The sequence below is a fragment of the Winogradskyella helgolandensis genome, from assembly GCF_013404085.1.
GTDB classification, from domain to species: Bacteria; Bacteroidota; Bacteroidia; order Flavobacteriales; family Flavobacteriaceae; genus Winogradskyella; species Winogradskyella helgolandensis.
Map to the genome: position 1 here is coordinate 2,497,546 of NZ_JABFHO010000001.1, position 22,236 is coordinate 2,519,781.

Annotated in this window: 14 protein-coding genes; 11 read left to right on the top strand and 3 right to left on the bottom strand. The window is 33.9% G+C overall.

Going from position 1 to position 22,236, the window contains the following annotated elements:
* Window positions 1–5: 5 nt before the first annotated feature.
* Complete coding sequence (locus tag HM992_RS10405) at window positions 6–1,808, bottom strand: SLC13 family permease (RefSeq protein WP_179319612.1); 1,803 nt, start codon at window positions 1,806–1,808, stop codon at window positions 6–8.
* Between the two features lie 258 nt (window positions 1,809–2,066).
* Here HM992_RS10405 and HM992_RS10410 point away from each other — a divergent pair, with 258 nt between their 5' ends.
* Window positions 2,067–2,888, top strand: a complete 822-nt coding sequence (locus HM992_RS10410; RefSeq protein ID WP_229720479.1) for a phospholipase A — start codon at window positions 2,067–2,069, stop codon at window positions 2,886–2,888.
* 30 nt (window positions 2,889–2,918) lie between these two features.
* Here HM992_RS10410 and HM992_RS10415 read toward each other — a convergent pair whose 3' ends face one another.
* A complete protein-coding gene (locus HM992_RS10415) occupies window positions 2,919–3,917 on the bottom strand; it encodes a metal-dependent hydrolase (protein ID WP_179319613.1) in 999 nt (332 codons plus the stop codon).
* A 295-nt stretch (window positions 3,918–4,212) separates the two neighbouring features.
* On the opposite strand from HM992_RS10415, the gene HM992_RS10420 reads away from it, so the two are divergent.
* Genes HM992_RS10420 through HM992_RS10455 form a run of 8 tightly spaced genes read left to right on the top strand, consistent with a single transcriptional unit; the run spans window position 4,213 to window position 12,548 of the window.
* Entirely contained in the window at window positions 4,213–5,355 is a 1,143-nt protein-coding gene (locus HM992_RS10420) for a universal stress protein (protein ID WP_179319614.1), read from the top strand.
* A gap of 20 nt (window positions 5,356–5,375) precedes the next feature.
* Window positions 5,376–7,121 (top strand): V-type ATP synthase subunit A, encoded by a 1,746-nt coding sequence (locus HM992_RS10425; protein ID WP_179319615.1) that lies wholly within the window; start codon window positions 5,376–5,378, stop codon window positions 7,119–7,121.
* Complete coding sequence (locus HM992_RS10430; RefSeq protein ID WP_178984927.1) at window positions 7,102–8,433, top strand: V-type ATP synthase subunit B; 1,332 nt, start codon at window positions 7,102–7,104, stop codon at window positions 8,431–8,433. The genes HM992_RS10425 and HM992_RS10430 overlap by 20 nt, the downstream gene beginning before the upstream one ends.
* Window positions 8,426–9,019 carry an HrpE/YscL family type III secretion apparatus protein gene (locus HM992_RS10435; RefSeq protein WP_179319616.1) on the top strand — a complete coding sequence of 198 codons (594 nt, stop codon included), beginning with the start codon at window positions 8,426–8,428 and terminating at the stop codon, window positions 9,017–9,019. The genes HM992_RS10430 and HM992_RS10435 overlap by 8 nt, the downstream gene beginning before the upstream one ends.
* A gap of 2 nt (window positions 9,020–9,021) precedes the next feature.
* Complete coding sequence (locus tag HM992_RS10440) at window positions 9,022–9,600, top strand: hypothetical protein (protein ID WP_179319617.1); 579 nt, start codon at window positions 9,022–9,024, stop codon at window positions 9,598–9,600.
* Window positions 9,593–10,204 (top strand): V-type ATP synthase subunit D, encoded by a 612-nt coding sequence (locus HM992_RS10445; protein WP_178984930.1) that lies wholly within the window; start codon window positions 9,593–9,595, stop codon window positions 10,202–10,204. Before HM992_RS10440 ends, HM992_RS10445 begins: the two co-directional genes overlap by 8 nt.
* Window positions 10,201–12,048: a V-type ATP synthase subunit I gene (locus tag HM992_RS10450; RefSeq protein ID WP_179319618.1), complete on the top strand. Its 1,848-nt coding sequence runs from the start codon at window positions 10,201–10,203 to the stop codon at window positions 12,046–12,048. The genes HM992_RS10445 and HM992_RS10450 overlap by 4 nt, the downstream gene beginning before the upstream one ends.
* Before the next feature lie 32 nt (window positions 12,049–12,080).
* Window positions 12,081–12,548: a hypothetical protein gene (locus tag HM992_RS10455; protein WP_229720480.1), complete on the top strand. Its 468-nt coding sequence runs from the start codon at window positions 12,081–12,083 to the stop codon at window positions 12,546–12,548.
* 149 nt (window positions 12,549–12,697) lie between these two features.
* On the opposite strand, the gene HM992_RS10460 is transcribed toward HM992_RS10455, so the two are convergent.
* The gene (locus HM992_RS10460) at window positions 12,698–13,489 is read right to left on the bottom strand and encodes a hypothetical protein (protein ID WP_178984933.1); all 792 of its coding nucleotides are present in this window, start codon (window positions 13,487–13,489) and stop codon (window positions 12,698–12,700) included.
* A 671-nt stretch (window positions 13,490–14,160) separates the two neighbouring features.
* Between HM992_RS10460 and HM992_RS10465 the strand changes: the two genes are divergently transcribed.
* Both HM992_RS10465 and HM992_RS10470 read left to right on the top strand, forming a co-directional pair.
* Entirely contained in the window at window positions 14,161–15,036 is an 876-nt protein-coding gene (locus HM992_RS10465; protein ID WP_178984934.1) for a class I SAM-dependent methyltransferase, read from the top strand.
* A gap of 489 nt (window positions 15,037–15,525) precedes the next feature.
* Window positions 15,526–22,215: a polyketide synthase gene (locus HM992_RS10470; protein WP_179321073.1), complete on the top strand. Its 6,690-nt coding sequence runs from the start codon at window positions 15,526–15,528 to the stop codon at window positions 22,213–22,215.
* Window positions 22,216–22,236: the final 21 nt, after the last annotated feature.

A 22,236-nucleotide genomic window follows, 5' to 3' on the forward strand; every position in this document is an offset into this window, starting at 1 on the left:
CAATATCATAAACTACTTGATAATAAAAGCGTGCCTACAATCCATAGCGTTAAAGACAGTACGCCTCCAATGATTAAAAAGTGTTTAAATTTATAAACTCCCGTTCCATAAATAAGGGTGTTAGTTTGGTAGCCAACAGGTGTAAAGAAGCTAAAATTTGAACCAAACATAACGGCTAGTAAAAATGGTTTTATATCTAAATTTAAGCCACTAGCCACGGCAATAGCAATTGGTGCCATAATAATAGCGGTAGCGTTATTCGATATGACACCAGACAGAATTATAGTGATCCCAAATAATAACCCTAAAACAATAGTTGGATCTTGGTTACGCATTATACTCAGTAAATGTGTTGAAATCCAAAGATCTGCTCCGCTATTAGTCATAGCAATTCCCAACGGAATCATACCCGCTAATAAAAAAATAATTTGCCAATTTACCTTTTGATAAACGCTTTCAAGCTGAATAATATTGGTGAGTAGCATAGCAGAAACACCAACGAGTGAAGCTGTTAAAATGCTAATTACACTAGTAGCTGCGAGTGAAATGACACCTAACAAAATAAAAAGCGCCATCATCCGTTTCGATTTTGACACATTGGGTTTAAACTCGTGTTCATTTAAAATAGCAATGTTTTCAATATTATATAAATCTGAAATTTTGTGCTCTTGCATTTCAAGTAGAACGCGGTCACCAGGTTTAAGATTAATATCGTCTATATTTTTTCGTAATAAACGCTCTTGAGTATTTCTTAAGTTTCTTCGTTTTTTTATAGCAATTGGAAATGCACCTTCAAAAGACATTCGACGCAAGCCTTTTAGTGTTTTTCCAATAAGATTGGAGCCTGGTAATATTAGAGTTTCAATATAAGTGAGGTCATTTTCCTCATCTTTATTATAATTTTCAAGTTGTTGTTTTTGACGTTTTTCGTTTAAAACAAAACCATTTTCCTTCATAAAAGCTTGGAAATTATCTAAATCACTCATCAATACTAAATTATCATTAGCCATGAGTTTAATATATTTTCCTGGATCATTAATAACTTGATTATTTCGAATTAATTTAAGTAACCTAGAATCTTCTTGATTCATAAATTCAATGTCTCCAAATCTTTTACCAATTAAGGGAGAGTCTTCCGTGACTTTTACCGTGAAAACATAAGATTCAATATCATAATCACTAGATAGACTTCTTTGTTTTTTCTTCGGTAAAAAACGGGAAGCAAACGTCATAATTACCAATCCTATTAGAAAAAAAATGATGCCATACCATGTAAATTCAAAAAAGCTAAACGCTTCAACCCCTTGTTTTTTTGCAATGGCATTCACAATTAAATTTGTAGAAGTACCCATTAATGTACAACTACCACCCAATATGCCAGCAAATGAAATGGGCATTAATAAACGAGACGAAGAGAAACCATATTTTTCTGATAATCTTGTTATTATTTTTATAAATATAATGACGACTGCAGTAGTGCTTATAAATGCAGATATACTTGCGGATATAAACATAAAAGCAGGAGTTAATAAGATAAGTGGTAATATTTTTAGTTTTTTAATACCATCTGAAAGCAATTGTATGACACCATTTTCTTCAAGCCCAACGGCTAAAATCATTAAAGCTAAAACTGTTATTGTTGCCGGATTGGCAAAACCACTAATAGCTTCTTCTGGAGTAGTGAGTTGCAGTAACACTAAGGCTACAATAATGAAAAAAGAAATTTTATCTACAGGAAAGAGCTCTGTTACAAAAAGAACAATGCTAATACCAATAATAATAAAAACCAATATGATAGGTAGCTCCATTGTGTACAGATAAATAAGGTTTTAATAAGTCCTAAATGTAGTCTCTCGTTAAGTAGTTGAGGAGCTCTATTAGATATATAATTGCTTTATTTGATAAACGATATCGTTATTTATATTTAGGTTTTAGTTATAATCTTTGTTTATAGATTAGTTTCATTAGTATATGAGTTAATTTTACGTTATTAAATTATGCAATTTTGTTTTTTTAAAATTTGATATGTTCTGATGACTAAATTGTTAAATTTCACGATTATAACTTTGATTATTTGTTTAATCAATGCCACTTCCTCTAAATTGAATGCGCAGTCCTATACTAAGGAGGAAATTGAAGATTCCTTAGCGCAAAGACCCTATTTTTCTATTCACAAGGATAATTATTTTATTACTGGAGTTCCAACAAATAGAGCTATTGGTAGTACAACGGCAAATGCTAAATACCAAATAAGCTTTAAACAGGTTCTAACGCGAAGCAGATTACCGTTAGACGCATACTTATTTTTGACATATACACAGAAATCTTTTTGGAATATTTATGCAGAATCATCACCCTTTAATGATGTAAATTTTAATCCGTCTGTTGCTATAGGTAAAGTTTTTTATGATAAAAAAAATCGTTTAAAAGGTCTGGGAACATTGTCATTTGAACATGAATCTAATGGAAGAGATAGTATTGCTTCTAGAAGCTGGAATCGTTTGAGTTTAGAATACACGACTTCCATTAATAAAAATACCATTGCTAGTTTCGAGGTTTGGGCTCCGTTTTCATATAAGGAAGGTAATCCAGATCTCCTAGAGTATGTAGGTTTAGGGCAGATTAATTTGTCGCATACGTTTAAGCCAGATAAATTAATTTTTGATTTAAGATTACGAAAAGGACTCAATTTGGACGCTAAAGGCGCAATCCGATCTCGTATATATTATAACCCATTTGGTAACAATATATCTAATCAATATTTAATGCTAGAATGGTATGTTGGCCAAGGTGAAGGGCTGCTTAATTATCAACAATCGCAGAGCATGATTCGCTTAGGATATGTTATAAGGACCAATGAATTTAAATGGTTTAGTGGTAAGAAGTAGTATTCTTTATTTTGAATGATTTTAGGGTGTTTAATTCCCTTTTAATCTTTCCCATAAATCAAGTATCAGTTTTTTGCCATCGCGTTGTGTTTTCTCTTGTTCTATGAAGTTAACATTTCCGGAAGCATCAACGTCAATTAAATACCTAAAAACGAAGTTTTGTGATTGTGGTTCCATACTTAATAACCCAAAACGCAAGTCATTATAGTATAATTTATCGTCTATTTTGTTAATGGTAAACCAACCTTCAGAAATAGTAATCATTTGTTTTACTTTTTCGTTTTGGATTAAATCACCCAGTAAGTGATGATTTTTTGGATAGGATTCAAATTGAATATCTTGAGTATCAAAAAAGGAATAATCACCTAATAAATACTCGTCTTGTGTTTCCACATTAGCATTCCATAAAATAGTATTTAGAGGAGATGGTCTTGTGTCTATTTGTTTGTAAGCTATATTTTGCGTTTCTAAAGCGTTTTCAAAATGGGTGAATGCTAAACTTTTAAGTACAAATGTTAACGCTAAATAGGTTGTGCTTACCGTAAGTCCAATACCGTTATACAGACGCCGTTTAGCTGAGGTTCGTTTTTGAAACATCGCTAAAATCAAAAACACTAAAAAAGGTATGGTATATAATGGATCAACAACAAAAATGGTTTTAAAAGCTAATCTTAAATCCAGCGGCCAGAATAATTGCGTTCCCCAAGTGGTATGCGCATCTAAAATGGGATGAGTTATTAAAGCCCAGAAAAACAGCCACGACCAACCTTTGAAGTCTTTATATGTTTCATAACGAGACACCAGCCAACCAAAAACAGGAGCAAAGAGCACCGAAAATAGAATAGAATGCGTAAAGCCACGATGAATCGCTAATGCAGATACCGTATCGGTGAAGTAAGATGCAAAGATGTCTAAATCTGGAATTGTACCAGCAATGGCACCATATAAAATAGCTTTATTGCCAACTTTTTTCCCTAAAACAGCTTCTCCTACGGCTGCGCCTAAAACAATTTGTGTAAGTGAGTCCATACGTGTTATTAAAAATAAATATTGTTTGTCATAAATCTTGAGAAATTACGCTCATTTTAATTAAAAATTTAGGCAAAATATTAAGCGAACTTTCTTACAAGAAATTTATCACAATTATAGATTTAAAATCGTCAATTAAAAATTAATTTTTTGTATCTTAGATGTAATAAATTTAAAGGGTTTTTAAAAGGCATTTTGAATTTTGAAAACCCTAAAATTTAAACTGGAAAAGTAATACTTTTTAGAATTATCTCCGATTTTATATGTCGATAATTCAAGGTTTAAATATAGGTGTATGAAACTACTCGATCACATTTTGTTAGGTCAGGATTTCGGAAAATCCTCAACGAACACGTTAAATGCTGCAACTAAATTAGCTGAAGTTTTTAAATCAAAAATCACTTCAATTTACGTATTACCCGATGATATTGCTAGCGAAAAAGCCAAAGGACTACTTGAAGAAGCTGCAAAGTCTAAACTAAACGATACATTTAATACACTCAAGGAACATGGCGTCGATGTAAAAGAACCATTACTTAAATATGGTTCAACTTCAGATGTTATCACTAAAGCAGCTGTAGATATTCAAGCAAATATTATTGTTCTTGGTGCTGGCAACGCTACAGAAGATTCTAAATTTAGATTAGGCACTACTACAGAGCGAATTATTCAAAAAAGTGATAAGCCTGTTTTTATAATCAAAGAAAACACACCATTAACTGTCACTCAAATTTTATGCCCTGTTGATTTTTCTTCAACATCAAAGCGCGCACTTACAAATGCGATTCTAATTTGTAAGAAATTTAAGGCAGAATTAACGATACTATCAGTTTGTGATGTTGATACGACGTCTTGGTTAATGTCCAGAGAGGCTTTAGAGGATGAAAACGATAGTAGATGTCAAAAGCATAAAGAAAGGTTTGATCATTTTTTAAAAGAATTCAATTTAGCAGGTGTTAATTGGACTAAAGACATACGAAGAGGTAATCCTGCAGAGGAAATTTTAAGTGCTATTTGGCAAAAAAAATCGGATTTACTCGTTATGGGTACAACAGGTAAAACAGGTTTAAACCGTATACTTCTTGGTAGCGTTGCACAAAAAGTAATTCGTGAAGTGCCGTGTTCATTGTTGGCTTTAAAATCTGAGGATGCCTTTAAGTTAGAGTTAGATACTAATATTAAGGACTTGGAGCAAGCTTACCATATGGGAGTAAAGCTCATGGAAAATCATTTTTATGATGAAGCGGTTGCGCAATTTAAAAGCTGTTTAAATATTAATAGTATGCATATACCAGCTTATTTTGAATTGGCCAAAGCGTATGATAAGCTAAACGAACCCAATTTATCTAAAGCGTATAGAGATAAAGGAAACGATATAAAAGAACAGCTTTGGCACACCAAAATAGAGGATGAAGTGCGTAAGTTAAGAGGTAGTTGATTAATATCTAAATAGATAATATGCAAAAAGCAAAAGGAAAGGTACTTAGTGTTAATGAGTCCCTTGTTGGTGTAGAAACAACGCAAGGTGCTGTAATGAATGGTGAAGTCGCCTATATCGTTTTAGAAGACGGTAAACGTTTAAAATCTGAGGTTATTGATGTGAAATCCGGACAGATGGTCTATCTGCAAGTTTTTGAAGATACCAGTTGGATGCGTGTCGGTGATTTGGTAGAATTTTCAGGCTTACCCTTAGCGGTAAAACTCGGGCCAGGTATTTTAGGATCTGTGACAGATGGACTTCAAAATCCTTTATATGAACTCGCTAAAACCGAATGGTTTTTAGAACGCGGTATTGTGGTTGAGCCTTTAGATAATGTCACCACATGGGAATTCACTCCTAAAGTGAGTATCGGAGATACTGTAACAGGAGGTGACGTATTAGGGACCGTACCAGAAAAAATATTTGAACATAAGATTTTTGTACCGTTTTCTTTAAGTTCAAATTTTGAAATCATAGAGATTGCAGAAAAAGGAGCTTACACTATAGATGATCCTATAGCAAAAATTAAGGACGATTCTGGTACTATTAAGGAGCTCACTATGGCTTTTGAATGGCCCGTAAAAGTAGCCATGCCATTTAACGAACGTTCTGTTCCTGAAAAACCGTTACCAACAGGTATCAGAATATTAGATTCCCTTTTTCCAATCGCTTATGGAGGTACAGCTTGTAATCCTGGACCTTTTGGCGCAGGTAAAACGGTACTGCAACATAGTTTAGCGCGACATTCGCAAGCAGATATTGTAATTATTGCAGCGTGTGGTGAACGTGCAGGAGAAGCTGTGGAAGTCTTTAAAGATTTCCCAGAGTTGATTGATCCACGTACAGGGAAATCGTTAATGGACAGAACTTATATTGTTGGTAACACCTCTTCAATGCCTGTCGCAGCCAGAGAGGCATCTGTTTATTTGGCCACTACCGTTGGTGAATATTATAGAAAACAAGGTCTTAATGTGCTTATTTTAGCCGATTCTACATCGCGTTGGGCACAAGCTTTACGAGAGACGTCAGGAAGAAAGGAGGAAATTCCAGGGCCAGAAGCCTTTCCAATGTATATTTCTACACTGATTTCAGCATTTTACGATAGAGCAGGAGTTGATATTTTAAAAGATGGTACTGTTGGGTCACTTAGTATTATAGGAACGGTGTCGCCTGCAGGTGGTAATTTTGATGAACCTGTAACCCAAGCCACATTATTAAGTACGGGCTCATTTTGGGGATTATCGAGAGCCTTATCCGATGCAAGAAAATATCCAGCTATAGATCGTATTGATAGTAATTCTAAATATCCTTCTTTATTAAAAGAAGAAGAAGTGACTTATTTATTAGAATTGCTTCGTGATGGGAAATCAATCGCTTCAAACATTTTATTAATGGGAGAAAAAGGAATTACGGACGAGACATACATTCGCTATCAAAAATCCGAATTACTCGATGCTGTTTTCTTGCAACAAAATAGTTTTAATGACATTGATGGTGTGACCAATCCAGAGCGTTTACGACTCATGTTTGATATGGTATTTGCCATTATTGAGGCATCTATAGATCTAAAAGGAAAAGAAGAGATTCGTACACATTTCAACTTTTTAAGACAAGCCTTTTTAGACTGGAACTATATGTCCGTAAACGATGAGAATTTCGAAAAACAACACACAAAATTAATTAACCTAGTTAAACAAAGAACGTATGCTAAAGAAGACCTATGAGAATATAGATAGTATTGGACGTTCCATACTGAGTATAAAAGCAGAAGGCGTTCATAATAAAGAATTGGCTGAGGTTATTTACCCTAATGGCGACAAAGCATTTGCACAGGTTATCGCATTGAATAATGATGAGGTGACTTTACAATTATTTGGAGGTGGATTTGGAGTATCAACCGATTGTAAAATCCGATTTTTAGGAAAGCCAATTCAAGTTGGATTTTCAGATGATATGTTGGGTCGTGTGTATTCTGGTAACGGAAAACCTATTGATGGTGGTCCAGAATTGGTAACCGATATGGTTCGTGTTGCAGGGCCATCTATTAATCCTGTGAAGCGACTCATTCCTAAACACATGATTAGAACAGGAGTGCCAATGATTGATGTGTTTAACACTTTGGTACGTTCTCAAAAAATTCCAATTTTCGCAAAAGCAGGTGAACCTTACAACCGTTTATTGGCGAATATTGCGACGCAAACCGATGCCGATATAATTATCATTGGTGGTGTAGGTTTAAAATACGATGAGTTTCATTATTTCAGGCAACGTATTGAAGAGGCTGGTAGTAAAAGTAAAACCATAATGTTTGTGCATACGCATCGCGATTCTATTGTGGAAGGCTTAATGGTGCCCGACTTAGCCTTGGCTGTTGGGGAAAAATTCGCACTTCAAGGTAAAAATGTATTTGTGCTATTATCAGATATGACGCAATGGTCCGATTATTTACGTCAGGTGGCTAATGCTCAAGATCAAATTCCTGCAAATCAAGGTTATCCTGGAGATTTATATTCGCAGCTGGCCAGTCGTTATGAAAAAGCGGCGGATATTGAAGGTGCTGGTAGTTTAACCATTCTTGGTGTAACGACTATGGACGATGTAACGCATCCAGTTCCTGATAATACAGGTTACATTACCGAAGGTCAGTTTTATATGAAAGATGGCTTCCTTGAACTTTTTGGATCGTTAAGTCGATTAAAACAACAGGTGAATGATAAAACGCGAGAAGATCATAGGAGTATTATGAATGTTATGGCACGACTACTATCGGAAGCAGAAGAGCGTGTAAAAGCACAAAAATTTGGATCGGTAAAGGATGACTATTCGTTTCGGTTACTAGATTATCGTAAAGCATTTCAAAAAGAATTGATGGATCCTTTTAGATATTTAGAATTAGAAGATGCACTGGATTTGTGTTGGGATATTCTTGCTAAGTATTTCAAAAAAGAAGAAGTCGGCTTGTCATCAAAATTAATTGAAGCGTTTTGGCCAAAAGAAGGAGAATACAAAATTTTAAAATCGCAGGGTAATGAGTGATAAAACATTAGATCAGTTAATAGAAACTATTAAATCTGAAGCTATTGAAGCTGCAGAAGTAAAGGCCAAAGCCATAATTGATAAAGCTCAAACAGAAGCCGAAGCTATTGTGCATAATGCTGAACAAAAAAGGGAAGAACTCATTAAAAGTGGAGAAGAAGAAGCTGACGGTACACTTGCTAAAGGTCAAAAGGCCTTACAGCAAGCCGCTCGCGATTTGTCAATTACGCTTCAGAATGATATTAAAAAGCTTCTCGATGCCGTATTGCAGAAAGAGGTAGATGATGCGTTTTCGCCAGAGTTAATGCAAACGGCAATCTTAAAAGTCGTGGACCAAATTGGTGGGAATAGCGAAGTGAAGTTACCAGAAGTTTTGCATAATGACATTGCGGCTTACATTCATAAACAGCTTAAGGATGCTAAGACTTTACCAAAACTAAGCATTGATACAGCTTTAGTAAAAGGATTTTCGATTACTAAAAAAGATGCAGGTTGGAGTTATGAAATAACGCCAAAAGAAATTGCTGATTTATTGAATACGCATTTAAGTAGCAAATGGGTAGAATTATTAAAAAATAACGCTTAAGTATGCTTAGTGGAAATCTAGAATATTTAATAAGTAGTTTGCCGCAATTGCAGTTTAGTACGTCAGTTGAGGACAAGCAGCGTGTACATTCTGTTTTTCAAACCTATAGCATGAATGATGGTGATATCAATTTAATTACTGTTTTAGATGACGAAGCTTCAAAATATTTATCGGCAAAAAAGGCAGAAATATTTAAACAGATTAGTTTAAATACAGCAAATCATCAGCGATTTCAAGAACATGGAGATGCCGTTTTATCCGGTTTTTCAAGTTTTCTTTCCAATTTAAAGGAAAAAATAAAGCTATTGCGATTATCGCGAAATCAAGATACAACATATGTTTCAAGTCCTTTGGAAGCACTTCAACTAAAACCAGGTAATCCTTTAGAGGAAGAACTGCAGTTGTTAGAATTACAATGGCATGAGTTGGAGGAATTGTCAATTGGTCATTTTTCAGATTTCAGCGCCTTAATAGCTTATAAAATCAAACTTCTTTTACTACAACGTTTATGGAGTTTTGATGAAACGGAAGGCTTTATACAGTATTCAAAATTTATAAAAATCACAGAGGATAATGGCTGATAAGATTTTAATGAATAAAAACACGCTTGCAGCTTTAAAATTAGAGCTTCAAGAATACAAGACCGCCTTGCCTGTTTTTGAAATGAAAGAACAGCAATTAAAGGAAGTAGTGCAGACCATCTATGATAATGTGCAACGTCTAGAAAAGGCTATTGAAACTATAAATGAAGAGACCAAACCTTGGGTTGCTGTGTTTGCAGAAGCCAATGAGGACTTAAATTCTATTGTGAAAATTAAATTTATTAAAACCTCAAAGAAAGAAATAGCTGGTGTGAGTATTGAGTTGTTTGAAGATATTAGTTTTGAAGCTTACGAAATGGATTTCTACAATACACCACTTTGGGTAGATGCTGCCATTAGTGTTATTAAAGATCAGAAGACTAATTACAGAATAATTGAATTAGAAAAGAAAAATTTAGAAGTACTTCAGGAAGAGCTTGCAGAAGCACGTCGTATGAAAAACGCACTTAAAGAGGTGTTTATTCCTGATGCACAGCATAATATTAGGAAAATTGAAATTTATCTTGGGGATGTGGAGCGTTTGGCAATTGGTTGTGCCAAATTAGTTAAGAAGAAAAAACTAACTAAAACAGCGGCAGTATGATTGTTAGAATGAAGGAAATATTGCTTTTTACATCGGCGAAGTCAGTAGATGATACTGTGCAAAGTCTTGGTGAACTCGGAGTTCTAGATGTTAAGGAAATTAATAAACCGAATAGTTATAATATAAATCGTATTAAAACAGAAATAGAAGATACTGAAACTGCTATTTTAAAATTAGAACCGTTTATTTCAAAACGTTCTAAAGCTTCAAAAGAGGTGACTTACAATGTTCGTGACCCCAAACAAATGGTGGAGCGTTTTCTTAAAACTAAAACTATTGAGAATGAGTGTTACAGACGCTTAGAGGTGCTTAATCAACAGTTAGATTGGTATCACACTTGGGGAGAGAAAACAGTAATTCAAGATTTTAAAAAGCTTGCGGAGAAATCTATTTATCTGCGTTTATATGTGGTTGATAAAAAAATAGTACCACAATTACAAAAAGAACATTATATAAGCACTTTTGCAGAAAAAGACGGAAAAGTACCTATAGCTTTTTTTACAAGAGACGAATCAGTAACGCTTCAATTTAAAGAGGTGTTATTACCTAATGCGAGTTTTGAATCTGTTACCGAACAAATCTCACGAAAAGAACGTCAATTAGAATCGATTGCTGTATTCTTAGAAGATCAGGCACAAAACATAGCTGTTCTAGAAGATTACAAAGCTGTGCTAATGGATCGTTTAGCTGTTGAAGAGACGACTTTGGGGATGGGGGATATTGAAGGGAAATGTAATTATCTTAAAGGGTATATTCCAAAAACAGAAGTCGCTTCATTTAAAGAAGCTGCTAAAGCTTATAATTGGGGTTATAGTATTTCGGATCCAGAAAAACCTGAAGATGTTCCGGTTTATATTAAAAACCCAAAGTGGATTAGTATCATTAATCCGGTGATGAAGTTTATAGATATTGTTCCAGGATACAAAGAAGTGGATGTATCTATTTACTTTTTAATCGCTTTTGCTTTATTCTTTGCGATGTTAGTTGGTGATGCTGGTTATGGATTGATATTTTTACTACTAGTTTTAATTTTTCGTAAAAAACTACCAACACAAGCGCGTGTTTTAGTTATGGTTTTGAGTATATCAACCATTATTTGGGGAGTTTTAAGTGGGACGTATTTTGGATCTTCAGAAATTGCCGAATTACCTTTTTTAAAGATGTTAATCGTAGATAATATTGCGAGTTTTGGAGTTGATAATGTATCCTTTATGATGCACTTGTCGTTCTTAATTGGTGCGATTCATTTAACAATTGCACATAGTGTACGAGCAGTACAGTTTATAAATTCTATTAGAGCACTCAGTCAATTAGGTTGGATTGCATTAGTATGGGGTTTATTTTTTGTCACCGAACAATTAGTTTTAGGTATAGATATGCCTGAATGGGGACTTTGGCTTTTTGTAGCAGGTGGACTCTTAGTCGCTTTGTTTTCTGTAGAGAGCAAAAACTTTTTTAAAAGTATCCTTATTTCTATTGCCAATCTGCCTTTAAGTCTTATTAGTGGTTTTTCGGATATTGTATCGTATGTACGGCTTTTTGCGGTGGGAATGGCAACAGCGGCCGTAGCTGCAAGTTTTAACAATATGATTTTGTCTTCAGGAATTGAAAATATGGGAATGCTCGAAATTTTATTTGCTGCTATAGCCTTACTTCTTGGCCATGGATTAAATATCGCTTTAGCACTTATGGCAGTAATGGTCCATGGTATTCGTTTAAATATGCTTGAATTTGCAAGTCATTTAGGAGTTGATTTTTCAGGTGAAGCTTACAAACCTTTTAAATTAATAACATCAGACAATAATTATAATACGAAAAACACAGAAATTTTAAAAACAATATAACTGAGTAACAAACACTTTTAAATATAATAATTATGACAGAAATAGCAATGATTCAGACCGTTGTTAATGGTTTAGGCGATATGGGAATGTCCCTAAGTATTGCAGCAATTGGCTCGGCAATAGGAACAGGAATCGCTGGTATGGCAGCAATTGGTGCCTGGAAAAAGATGATTACTAGCGGACAAAAAGCAGCCACATCAATGCTTATTTTTGTCGGTGCGCCATTATCTCAGGTTATTTATGGTATGATTTTAAAAAATGCGATTGCTGATGCCGATTTACCACCAGAATCCTATGGTTGGCAAATTCTTATCGGTTTAATTGCCGGTGCAGCTATGGCTGGTTCGGCCATTTTCCAAGGGAAAACAGGCGCACGTGCTTGTGATGCAATTGCATCTGGAGCAAGCGATACCGCAAAATATATTATGGTTATAGGTATTGTAGAAACAGTAGCTTTATTCGTTATGATATTTACGATGACTGGTTTGCCAGGAAACTAAATATAAGTTGATTTTTATTAATTGCACCAAAAACTCTACAAATTGTAGTATTGTTTTTGGTGCTTTTTTATTGAAACTTTCAATTTTATCCAACATTGAGGTATGGAGATAAAAATTGATAATTTTAGGATAGATTTTGGTACAATAAATTAGGCTTCTTCAGGAGTCGTAAAAGCTTTTGCTGGATTCATAAAATACATAAAGATTAACATTATAACAAAATACAGTACTGAAAATCCTATATATGTAGGTATCCCTCCTAATTTAGGGGAGACAGGTATTGTTAATAAACTCATGTTTAACATATATTGCAGTATCCATACACAGATGCCACTTTTCGTTTTTCCATAAACAACGGCACACATACCAGCAGCTCCGAGCATATTTATTAATAAAGCCCATATAGGAAGATCATTAATAACACTTACGTTTAGAATCACTAACGGTGCCCACCATAAAGTCCAGAAAAGACCAACGACTTGACTAGCAAAAAAAGGAGTCATTTTTTTTGATAATTCTCGAACAGAATAACTGACCCATACTACTTCACCTACAAAAGCCCACATTAATATTACGATACTAACTCTAAGCGATTGGAAATGAAAATCTATATCAAAAAGCGAAAATTCAGTACTATTATATATCGATTTCAAGAATAATGTAAGTAGACCTACTAATACCGCAAATGATAAACTAAATAAATACCATTTTGGATGAACCTTCCATTTTAGCATAGGTTTAAAAATGGTTTTTAATCCCGCATTACCTTTAGTGAATTTTACAATTAAAACTAACAATAATAATAAGGCGTAGAAACGACCATGAGTATATAAGGGGCCAGGAATTAAACCTTTGATACTTGCAAGAACTATAACAGCACTAGATATGGGAGCCAGAATTAGAAATATCCAAATCTCATATTTTTTGATAAAATCTTTCATGGGTTTTTTAGGATAAAATTAGACTTGTTTAGATTTTTAATTCGCTATTTATAGTTACGTAAAAATCTATGCTGTAGTTTCTTAATTAAAATTCATGTTTAAATTTTAAAAGTGTAATTCTACGAATTTAAATGCGAATATAAAAAAAATGTTGGCTTTTGTTAGAAAGAGTTAAGGTCGTTATAGAAAATAACACTAATAATCCTTTGTTGGAGTTTAGTAAGTGAAATAAAATTGTAATTAGCTTATTTGCAAAACGTTATTCGTGTTTTCTTTAGTTGTATAGAACTCGTGTTTTCATTTTGAATGGCATGTATTTACATTTTAATCCTAAGCTCTAACTGAAAAAAATGGTCTATTTATATAAATAATTAGGGTTGAAAATAATTCGGAATAATTATTTAGAGTTAATCAAAAAAAACTAATTAAAGCTTAAAAATGGTATTTAAACGAAATTAATAATGAAAATAACGAGAAGTTATAATCATTTATAGTTTTCTGTAGTAGGTTTAAGGAAAATATAAAGTTCCCTCACTTTTAAACCTTATCTGGATAATTAGATATTACTAGCTTTTGTAAAATGAAAAGAAGAATGAAAATAAATGGTTATTAAATAATTACGATTAATTTCACGTTCTCAAAATTTACAATAAGTCTTATATAAAAATATTATGAAGAATAATTTTAAAAAAAGGATTTATCAATATTTAGTATTGCGAGGTGCTCCGTTTCTAACAGCAACAGTTGGTAATTTATTAGTCTATTTAAGGCCCGAAAAAGCTCAGCAATTAAGAGAGAATGGATTAACGTTAGTTCTTAATAACAACTTAACTCATGTAGAGCGCTTAATGCGAAACGCTATCTTAAACAAGATTGAGAAAAAATCTGATTATAACACCTTAGAATCACTTCATAAAAGTTATTGGGTAAATCAAGGAGATGATTTTTGTTCCGATACTGAGGCTCGATTTGAATCTGAATTTCTACCTAATTGGGCATTTGTATTTGATATTCTTAAAGAAGAGTTGAAAAATGAAACCAATATATTTAAATCATTAGTGGAAATAGGTACAGGCAATGGGAGTGTATTAAATTATCTCAGTACAGAATTTCCTAAAATTGAAAAGTTTGTCGGAATAGATTTAAGCCCAGATCAAACTAAAATAAATAACGAGAAGTACAACGGTAATTCAAGGTTAGAGTTTGTAGCTGCTGATGGTTTAGATTGGATTAGGGAAAATGGCTCTAGTCATACTATATTCGTCACTTCAGGTGGGGTTCTGGAATATTTTACTCAGCCTCGTTTACAAGAGTTTTTCAAAGAAGTTAATAGCTTAGGTAAAATAATTTTTATTGCTATCGAGCCTAAGGGAGTAACTCATAATTTTGAAAAAAATCCTAATTCTGAGCTTTATGGACATGAGCGTTCTTTTTCACATAATTACCCTAAATTATTTAAAGAAGCAGGTTTTAATGTATGGCATAATTCTCAAAAACCTTGGCCAGAAATTTCTCAGAATATAACATTTATTGGAGCCACTAATTAATACATAATTAAAAATTAAATAATTCGAATTAGTTAGTTTAAGATATATAATTTTATCTTATGTTTAAACTTTAGTTAAACAATAGAATTCAATAATATTTTTTTGTGTTAATTATATGATAATCAAAGTAAAAAGGTTTAGAACGGTTAAAAAAACAATTTATCCCTATTTTTTAATCAAAATTTAAATTTTTTTCTAAATTGCATTAAATTTTTCCCTCGAAATTTAATATAACTATCTATAACTTAGAACTTATTAAGGTTTTAAGTTTGTGATATTGATTTTAATTTTAAAAAGTTAATAAGAATTGCTCAAGGGGTAATAATTTAATAAAGTGAAGTGAATTTCCTAAAAGATTAAAGGTTGTTCTAATTTATTATAAAATTTATAAAGTCTACCCCAAAGCATAAGATTTAAACCTTCTCTAAATTGAAATTGACCTTAGTCGATTTAATATCAAGATGGTTTAATAAAGTAAAAGTTTATGTTATGACTAATAAATCTTTTTATAATAAATTAAATGAGACTAACTCGGAATATCCGCAGTTACCGTTGCATCAGATTATAGCCAGACAAGCAAAAGTTACTCCAGATAATATAGCTTTAAAGTTCGAAAATTCAGAAATCACCTATAAAGATCTAGAACAAAAAGCTAATAGTTTAGCACATTGTTTAATAGAACAAGGAGTAAAACCAAATACTTTTGTCGGTTTAGCACTACCACGCTCAATAGAATTAGTTGTTAGTTTATTGGCAATCATGAAAAGTGGAGCTGCTTATTTGCCTTTAGATCCTGGTTTTCCTCGTCAACGAATAGATGTTATGTTAGAGGATTCTGAAGCAGAGATCTTAATTTCTTCCAAAGCATTTTCAATAGCATCTGAATCAGTATCAAAGGAAATCTTTATTGAAGATTTGTTTTCCAATATTTCAAAACACGATTCAAATCCACCAACAATTAATGTAAATATAGAAGATAGAGCATATTTGCTTTATACGTCAGGCTCTACAGGAAAGCCTAAAGGTGTTCAAGTAACTCATAAGAATCTTGTGAACTTCCTGTTTAGTATGCTGCTAAAACCAGGTATAAATGAAACGGATAAGCTATTAACAATAACCACTATTTCATTTGATATTGTAGGGTTAGAATTGTATTTGCCATTAATAAAAGGGGCTACTTTAGTTATTGCAACCGAGGAAATTGCGAAAGATAGTAGGTTATTGTTAAAGGTGTTAAAAGAAGAAAATATTACAATCTTACAAGCAACACCTACATCTTGGCAGCTATTATTAGATGCCAATTGGGAGGAAGCATTACCTATTAAAGGGCTTTGTGGAGGTGAACCTATAACGCTTTCTTTAGCACATAAAGTATTAGATAAAGTTAATGAGCTTTGGAACATGTATGGTCCTACAGAAACCACAATATGGTCTACTATAAAAGAGATTAAAAAATCCGACACGCATATCACTATTGGTTATCCTATAGCAAATACGCAAGTATATATTCTTAATGAAAACAAGGAATTAGTTCCTCCTGGAGACATTGGGGAAATTTGCATTGCTGGTGATGGCGTATCAAAAGGCTATTGGAAACGTTTAGATCTAACATCTGAAAACTTCATAACCAATCCATTTGATGAAAATAACAGTTCAAAATTATATAAAACAGGAGATTTAGGAAGGCTTTTGGAAACTGGTGATATCGAATGTTTAGGTCGTAGTGATCATCAAGTGAAGATTAGGGGACACCGAATAGAATTGGGTGATATTGAAACAGCACTTAGTAATTTACCATTTATAAAACGTGCAATTGTTATCGCCAGTGATGCCTTAAGCAATGAATTACGATTGATAGCCTATCTTCAAGTTATAGATGCTAACGTTGATGTTAATAGTTGTCGTGAGTACCTTAAAGATGTGCTGCCCGAATATATGATACCATCAATTTTTATGCAGGTTGAGAATTTTCCAATGACGCCGAATGGTAAAGTTGATAAAAAAAATCTTCCGCTCCCAGAGTATCAAAGACCACACAATGCACCTCCTTTAAAGAAACCGCGTACCAAGATAGAAAGTGATATTGCAAAAATTTGGAGCGCTGAGTTAAAAATTCCTGTAGTAGGAATTGATGATAATTTCTTTGAAATGGGAGGCACCTCTATTTTATCTCAGAAAGTAGCTTCATTACTGACAACACTATTAAAAATAGAGATTCCAGTTATAAAAATTTATCAATTTCCAACGATTTCAGGGTTATCGGATTATTTAAATATTGATAAAAATAAATTAGCTAAAACGGCTAAAAAGCATAAAGTAAAAAAATCTACAGGTGGAGATATTGCCGTAATTGGCATGGCAGGTCGATTTCCTGGAGCATCATCAATTAAAGAATTATGGGATGTTCTAAAAAATGGAAAGGAAACAATTTCATTTTTTACACCAGAAGAATTAGATAAATCAATCCCAGAAAAATTACGTAAAGATCCATTATATGTTGGTGCTAGAGGTGTTGTACCTTCAGCTAAAGAATTTGATTCACGTTTCTTCGGTATCAATCCAAAACTAGCGGAGGCGATGGATCCTCAACAACGTCTGTTTTTAGAAATTGCTTGGGAAGTGCTAGAACAATCTGGTCACCTTCCTAAACATTATGACGGAAACGTTGGTGTTTATGCAGGTACAGGTACTAATACGTATTATGTAAATAATGTACTACCAAATACAGATTTAGTCAACGCTATAGGTGCTTTTCAAGCGACTACCGTAAATGATAAAGATTACATTGCAACTCGTACTGCATATCACTTAAATCTAAAAGGTCCAGCAGTTAGTGTACATTCAGCATGTTCAACGTCATTATTAGCAATAGCAGAAGCGGTAGAAGCCATACGCTCAGGACAATGTGATGTTGCATTAGCAGGAGCTTCTAGTGTCACGTCTCCTATAAATAGTGGGCATTTGTATCAAGAAGGTTCTATGTTAAGTTCTAATGGTCACTGTCGCTCTTTTGATGCAGAAGGAAAAGGTACTGTGTTTAGTGATGGAGCCGCAGTAGTTTTATTGAAAGGGTTAGAAGATGCTATTAACGATGGTGATATTATACACGGTGTCATTAAAGGTATTGGAATTAATAATGACGGTGGAAACAAAGGCAGTTTTACAGCACCTAGTATAGAAGGTGAATCAGGAGCAATTATGAGTGCTATGCATGACGCTAAAATTTCTCCATCCGATATCAGTTATATTGAAGCCCATGGAACAGCAACTCCGTTAGGTGACCCAATAGAATTTGAAGGCTTACGTTTAGCTTTTGGTCCACAAGAAAAGAACAGTTATTGTGCCGTTGGTTCAATTAAAAGCAACATGGGACATTTGACCTCAGCTGCAGGTGTTGCCGGAGTTATTAAAACCATTCTAGCATTAAAACATAAGCAAATCCCACCTTCTTTAGGGTATAAAAATGCAAATCCCGCCATTGATTTTGAAAACAGTCCCTTCTTTGTAAATAACGAATTACGTGATTGGAATTCTGAAGGAAAGAGAGTTGCTGGTATTAGCTCTTTTGGCGTAGGTGGTACAAATGTGCATGTCGTAGTTGAAGAGTATATCAAAAAGGAACCTGTTTCAGATATAAGTAAACCATTACAACTTTTAACATGGTCAGCTAAAACGGAGACCAGTCTTAATGGCTATAAAACAGCATTAGGTAATTTCATAAAATCTAAACCAGAAATAAATATAGCTGATATTGCAGCTTCTCTTAGCGGAACAAGAGATACGTTTAATAAACGAAGTTTTGCTTTAGTATCTAGTTCAGAGCATGCATATACAGAATTATTATCAGAAGATGCTGTATCAATTAAGTCGGCTGACTTAAGGTCAGTGCCAAGTCATTTGGCATTTCTATTTCCAGGACAAGGGGCTCAATATTTACAGATGGGAAAAGCACTATATGAGCATGAAATGGTGTTTAAAGAAGCTGTAGATAAGTGTTCTGAAATAGTATCGGAAGCCTTAAATTTTGATATAAGACAAATTATTTATCCTGAAAGTAATTCACCTGAAGCAGAAGTTACTATTAAGGATACTCAATATACCCAACCAGCATTATTTGTTGTGGAATATGCGTTGTCTCAATTGTGGATGAGTTGGGGAATTCAGCCAACACTTCTTTGTGGTCACAGTATAGGTGAATTTGTTGCAGCTCATTTAGCGGGAATATTCAGTTTAAAAGATGCATTATTATTGGTTGCCAAACGTGGTAAGTTGGTTAGTAATCTTCCAGCAGGAAGTATGCTATCAGTGAGAACGACGTATGAAAGTCTTTCTGAAATATTACCTAAAGATCTGTGTGTTGCAGCCGTAAACTCAGATCAATTATGTGTTGTATCTGGTGAAGATAAACCTATTGAAGCATTTGCTAAATTATTAGAAGAAAAGAAAATTCCAAACAGATTACTTTTAACAAGTCATGCTTTTCATTCTACAATGATGGATCCTGTATTGGAAGAATTTAAATCAGAAGTAGAAAAAGTAACAATAAACATTCCTCGTCTTCCAATAGTCTCTACAGTAACAGGGACTTGGCTAAGCGATTCAGAAGCTACAGATCCTAATTATTGGACAGATCATTTAAGAGCAACTGTTCGTTTTTCAGAGGCCATGGAAACAGCGCTAGAATTAGAAGATATAATCTTATTAGAAGTTGGTCCTGGTCGTGCATTAACCACGTTATCACAGCAAAAAAAGAGACCTAAATCGGCAAGCTCTATAGCTACTTTAGTAATGCCTAAGGAAAATGAAAACTCCTATCATACTGTATTATCTGCTTTAGGGCAGCTTTGGTTAAAAGGTATAGAACCTAATTGGCCAGCTTATTATGAAGGGCAATCAAGACAGAAAGTTTGGTTGCCAGCTTATGTTTTTGATAGAAAGCTGTGTTGGGTAGATCCACCTATTATCGATAATAAAACCAATAATTATAACCAATCAATCGAATCAAATATTAATCAACCTAAAAGTACTCAAATGGACACTGTTTTAGAACCTCAACGAAAAAATACGATTCTAGAAAAAATTTCAGAAATTATAATTAATACTTCAGGAATGGAGTTAGAGCCTTCTGAGTATAATTCTAGCTTTCTTGAGCTTGGTCTTGATTCTCTTATATTAACACAAATGGCTATCACATGTAAAAATGAGTTTAATACAGCTATTACGTTTCGCCAATTAAATGATGAGTTAGGAACACCTAATCTTTTAGCAAATTTTTTAGATAACAATTTACCTCCAGAGCGTTTTGCAGCGGCTATAAGTACTACTGTTGTTTCTGCACCAATCCAAAATACTATGGCTACAGCACCTTCAGCTCCAGTACCAGTATCAACGCCAGTGCAACAATCCAATCAAGTTAATTATCCTATCAATAGTTCTGCAGTAGATCTTATCGCACAGCAGTTGCAATTATTAGGGAAACAGCTAGCATTGTTACAAGGTAATAACACAGCTCCAGCGGCTGCTTCAGAGGCAATTCCAGCTCCTGTGCAAGTACCTGTACAAAAGGAAGCAAAACCAATTATGAGTACGGCTCCAACAACCCTTTCTGAAGATGAGATTAAAGAACATAAAAAACCATTTGGTGCCTCACCAAAAATTGATAAGCAAAAGATTGAGATTAATACAAAGCAACAGCAATTCTTAGACGATTTAACGGTTGCTTATAACAAAAAAACAGAAGCTAGTAAATTTTACAGCGAGAAACATCGTCCGCATATGTCAGATCCTAGAGTCGTATCTGGCTTTAAACCTTTAACCAAAGAATTGGTATACCCAATAGTTATAGAAAAATCTTCAGGAAACAAGCTTTGGGATATTGATGGTAACCAATACATAGATGCGTTAAGTGGATTTGGATCTTGTTTATTAGGATATCAACCAGAATTTATAAAAGAAGCATTACATGATCAAATTGAATTAGGTTTTGAAGTTGGTCCACAGCATCCATTAGCAGGTGAGGTATGTGAAATGCTTTGCGAAATGACAGGTCATGATCGTGCAGCACTTTGCAATACAGGTTCAGAAGCGGTATTAGGAGCGATGCGAATTGCAAGAACCGTAACAGGTAAATCTTTGATTGTGGCATTCTCACGATCATATCATGGTATTACGGACGAGGTACTTGTAAGAGGTTCACGCATGAAAAAGACCTTTCCTGCAGCACCTGGTATTATGCCAGAAGCGGTTCAAAACATGCTAATTTTAGATTACGGAACAGAAGAGAGTTTACAAATAATTAGAGATAGAATAGATGAATTAGCTGCAGTACTTGTTGAACCAATACAAAGTAGAAGACCAGAATTTCAACCTGTAGAGTTCTTAAAAGAGGTCAGTAACATTACTAAAACATCAAATGCAGCACTTATTTTTGATGAGATTATTACCGGATTCCGTATGCACCCTCAGGGTATTCAAGGGTTGTTTGGAATTAAGGCGGATCTTGCTACGTATGGAAAAGTGATAGGTGGAGGTGTTTCAATTGGAGCTATTTTGGGTAGTGATAAATACATGGATGCGCTAGATGGTGGTGCTTGGCAATTTGGAGATGATTCATTTCCAGAAGTTGGTGTTACTTATTTTGCCGGAACATTTGTACGTCATCCTTTAGCTTTGGCGTCTACAAAAGCCTCTTTAATACACTTAAAGGAAAATGGACCAGAACTTCAGGACGACTTGGCAGATAAGGCAGAGCGTTTAGCTACTGAATTAAATACGTATTTCAAAAATCATAATTTACCTATCGTCATAAATTATTTCAGATCCTTATGGAGGATTGCATTTTTAGAAGAAATTCCATATGCTGAACTTGTTTTTGTGATTTTAAGATCTAAAGGGATTCATATCATGGAAGGTTTCCCTTGCTATATGACTACAGCTTATACTGAAGGTGATGTAGATCAAATTATAAATAGTATAAAAGAAAGTATCGAAGAACTGATTAAAGTTGGAATTTTGGTAAGTGATATTAATACCAATGTTAATAGAAGTCAAACCAAATCATCCGCATTAAATCAACCTCCAGTACCAGGTGCAAAATTAGGCATGGATGAATCAGGAAACCCAGCTTGGTTTATTGTAGATGAAAAGAATGGAAATGCTTATAAAAAGATTGAGATTTAGAAGCTGTTTTTTTAATTAATA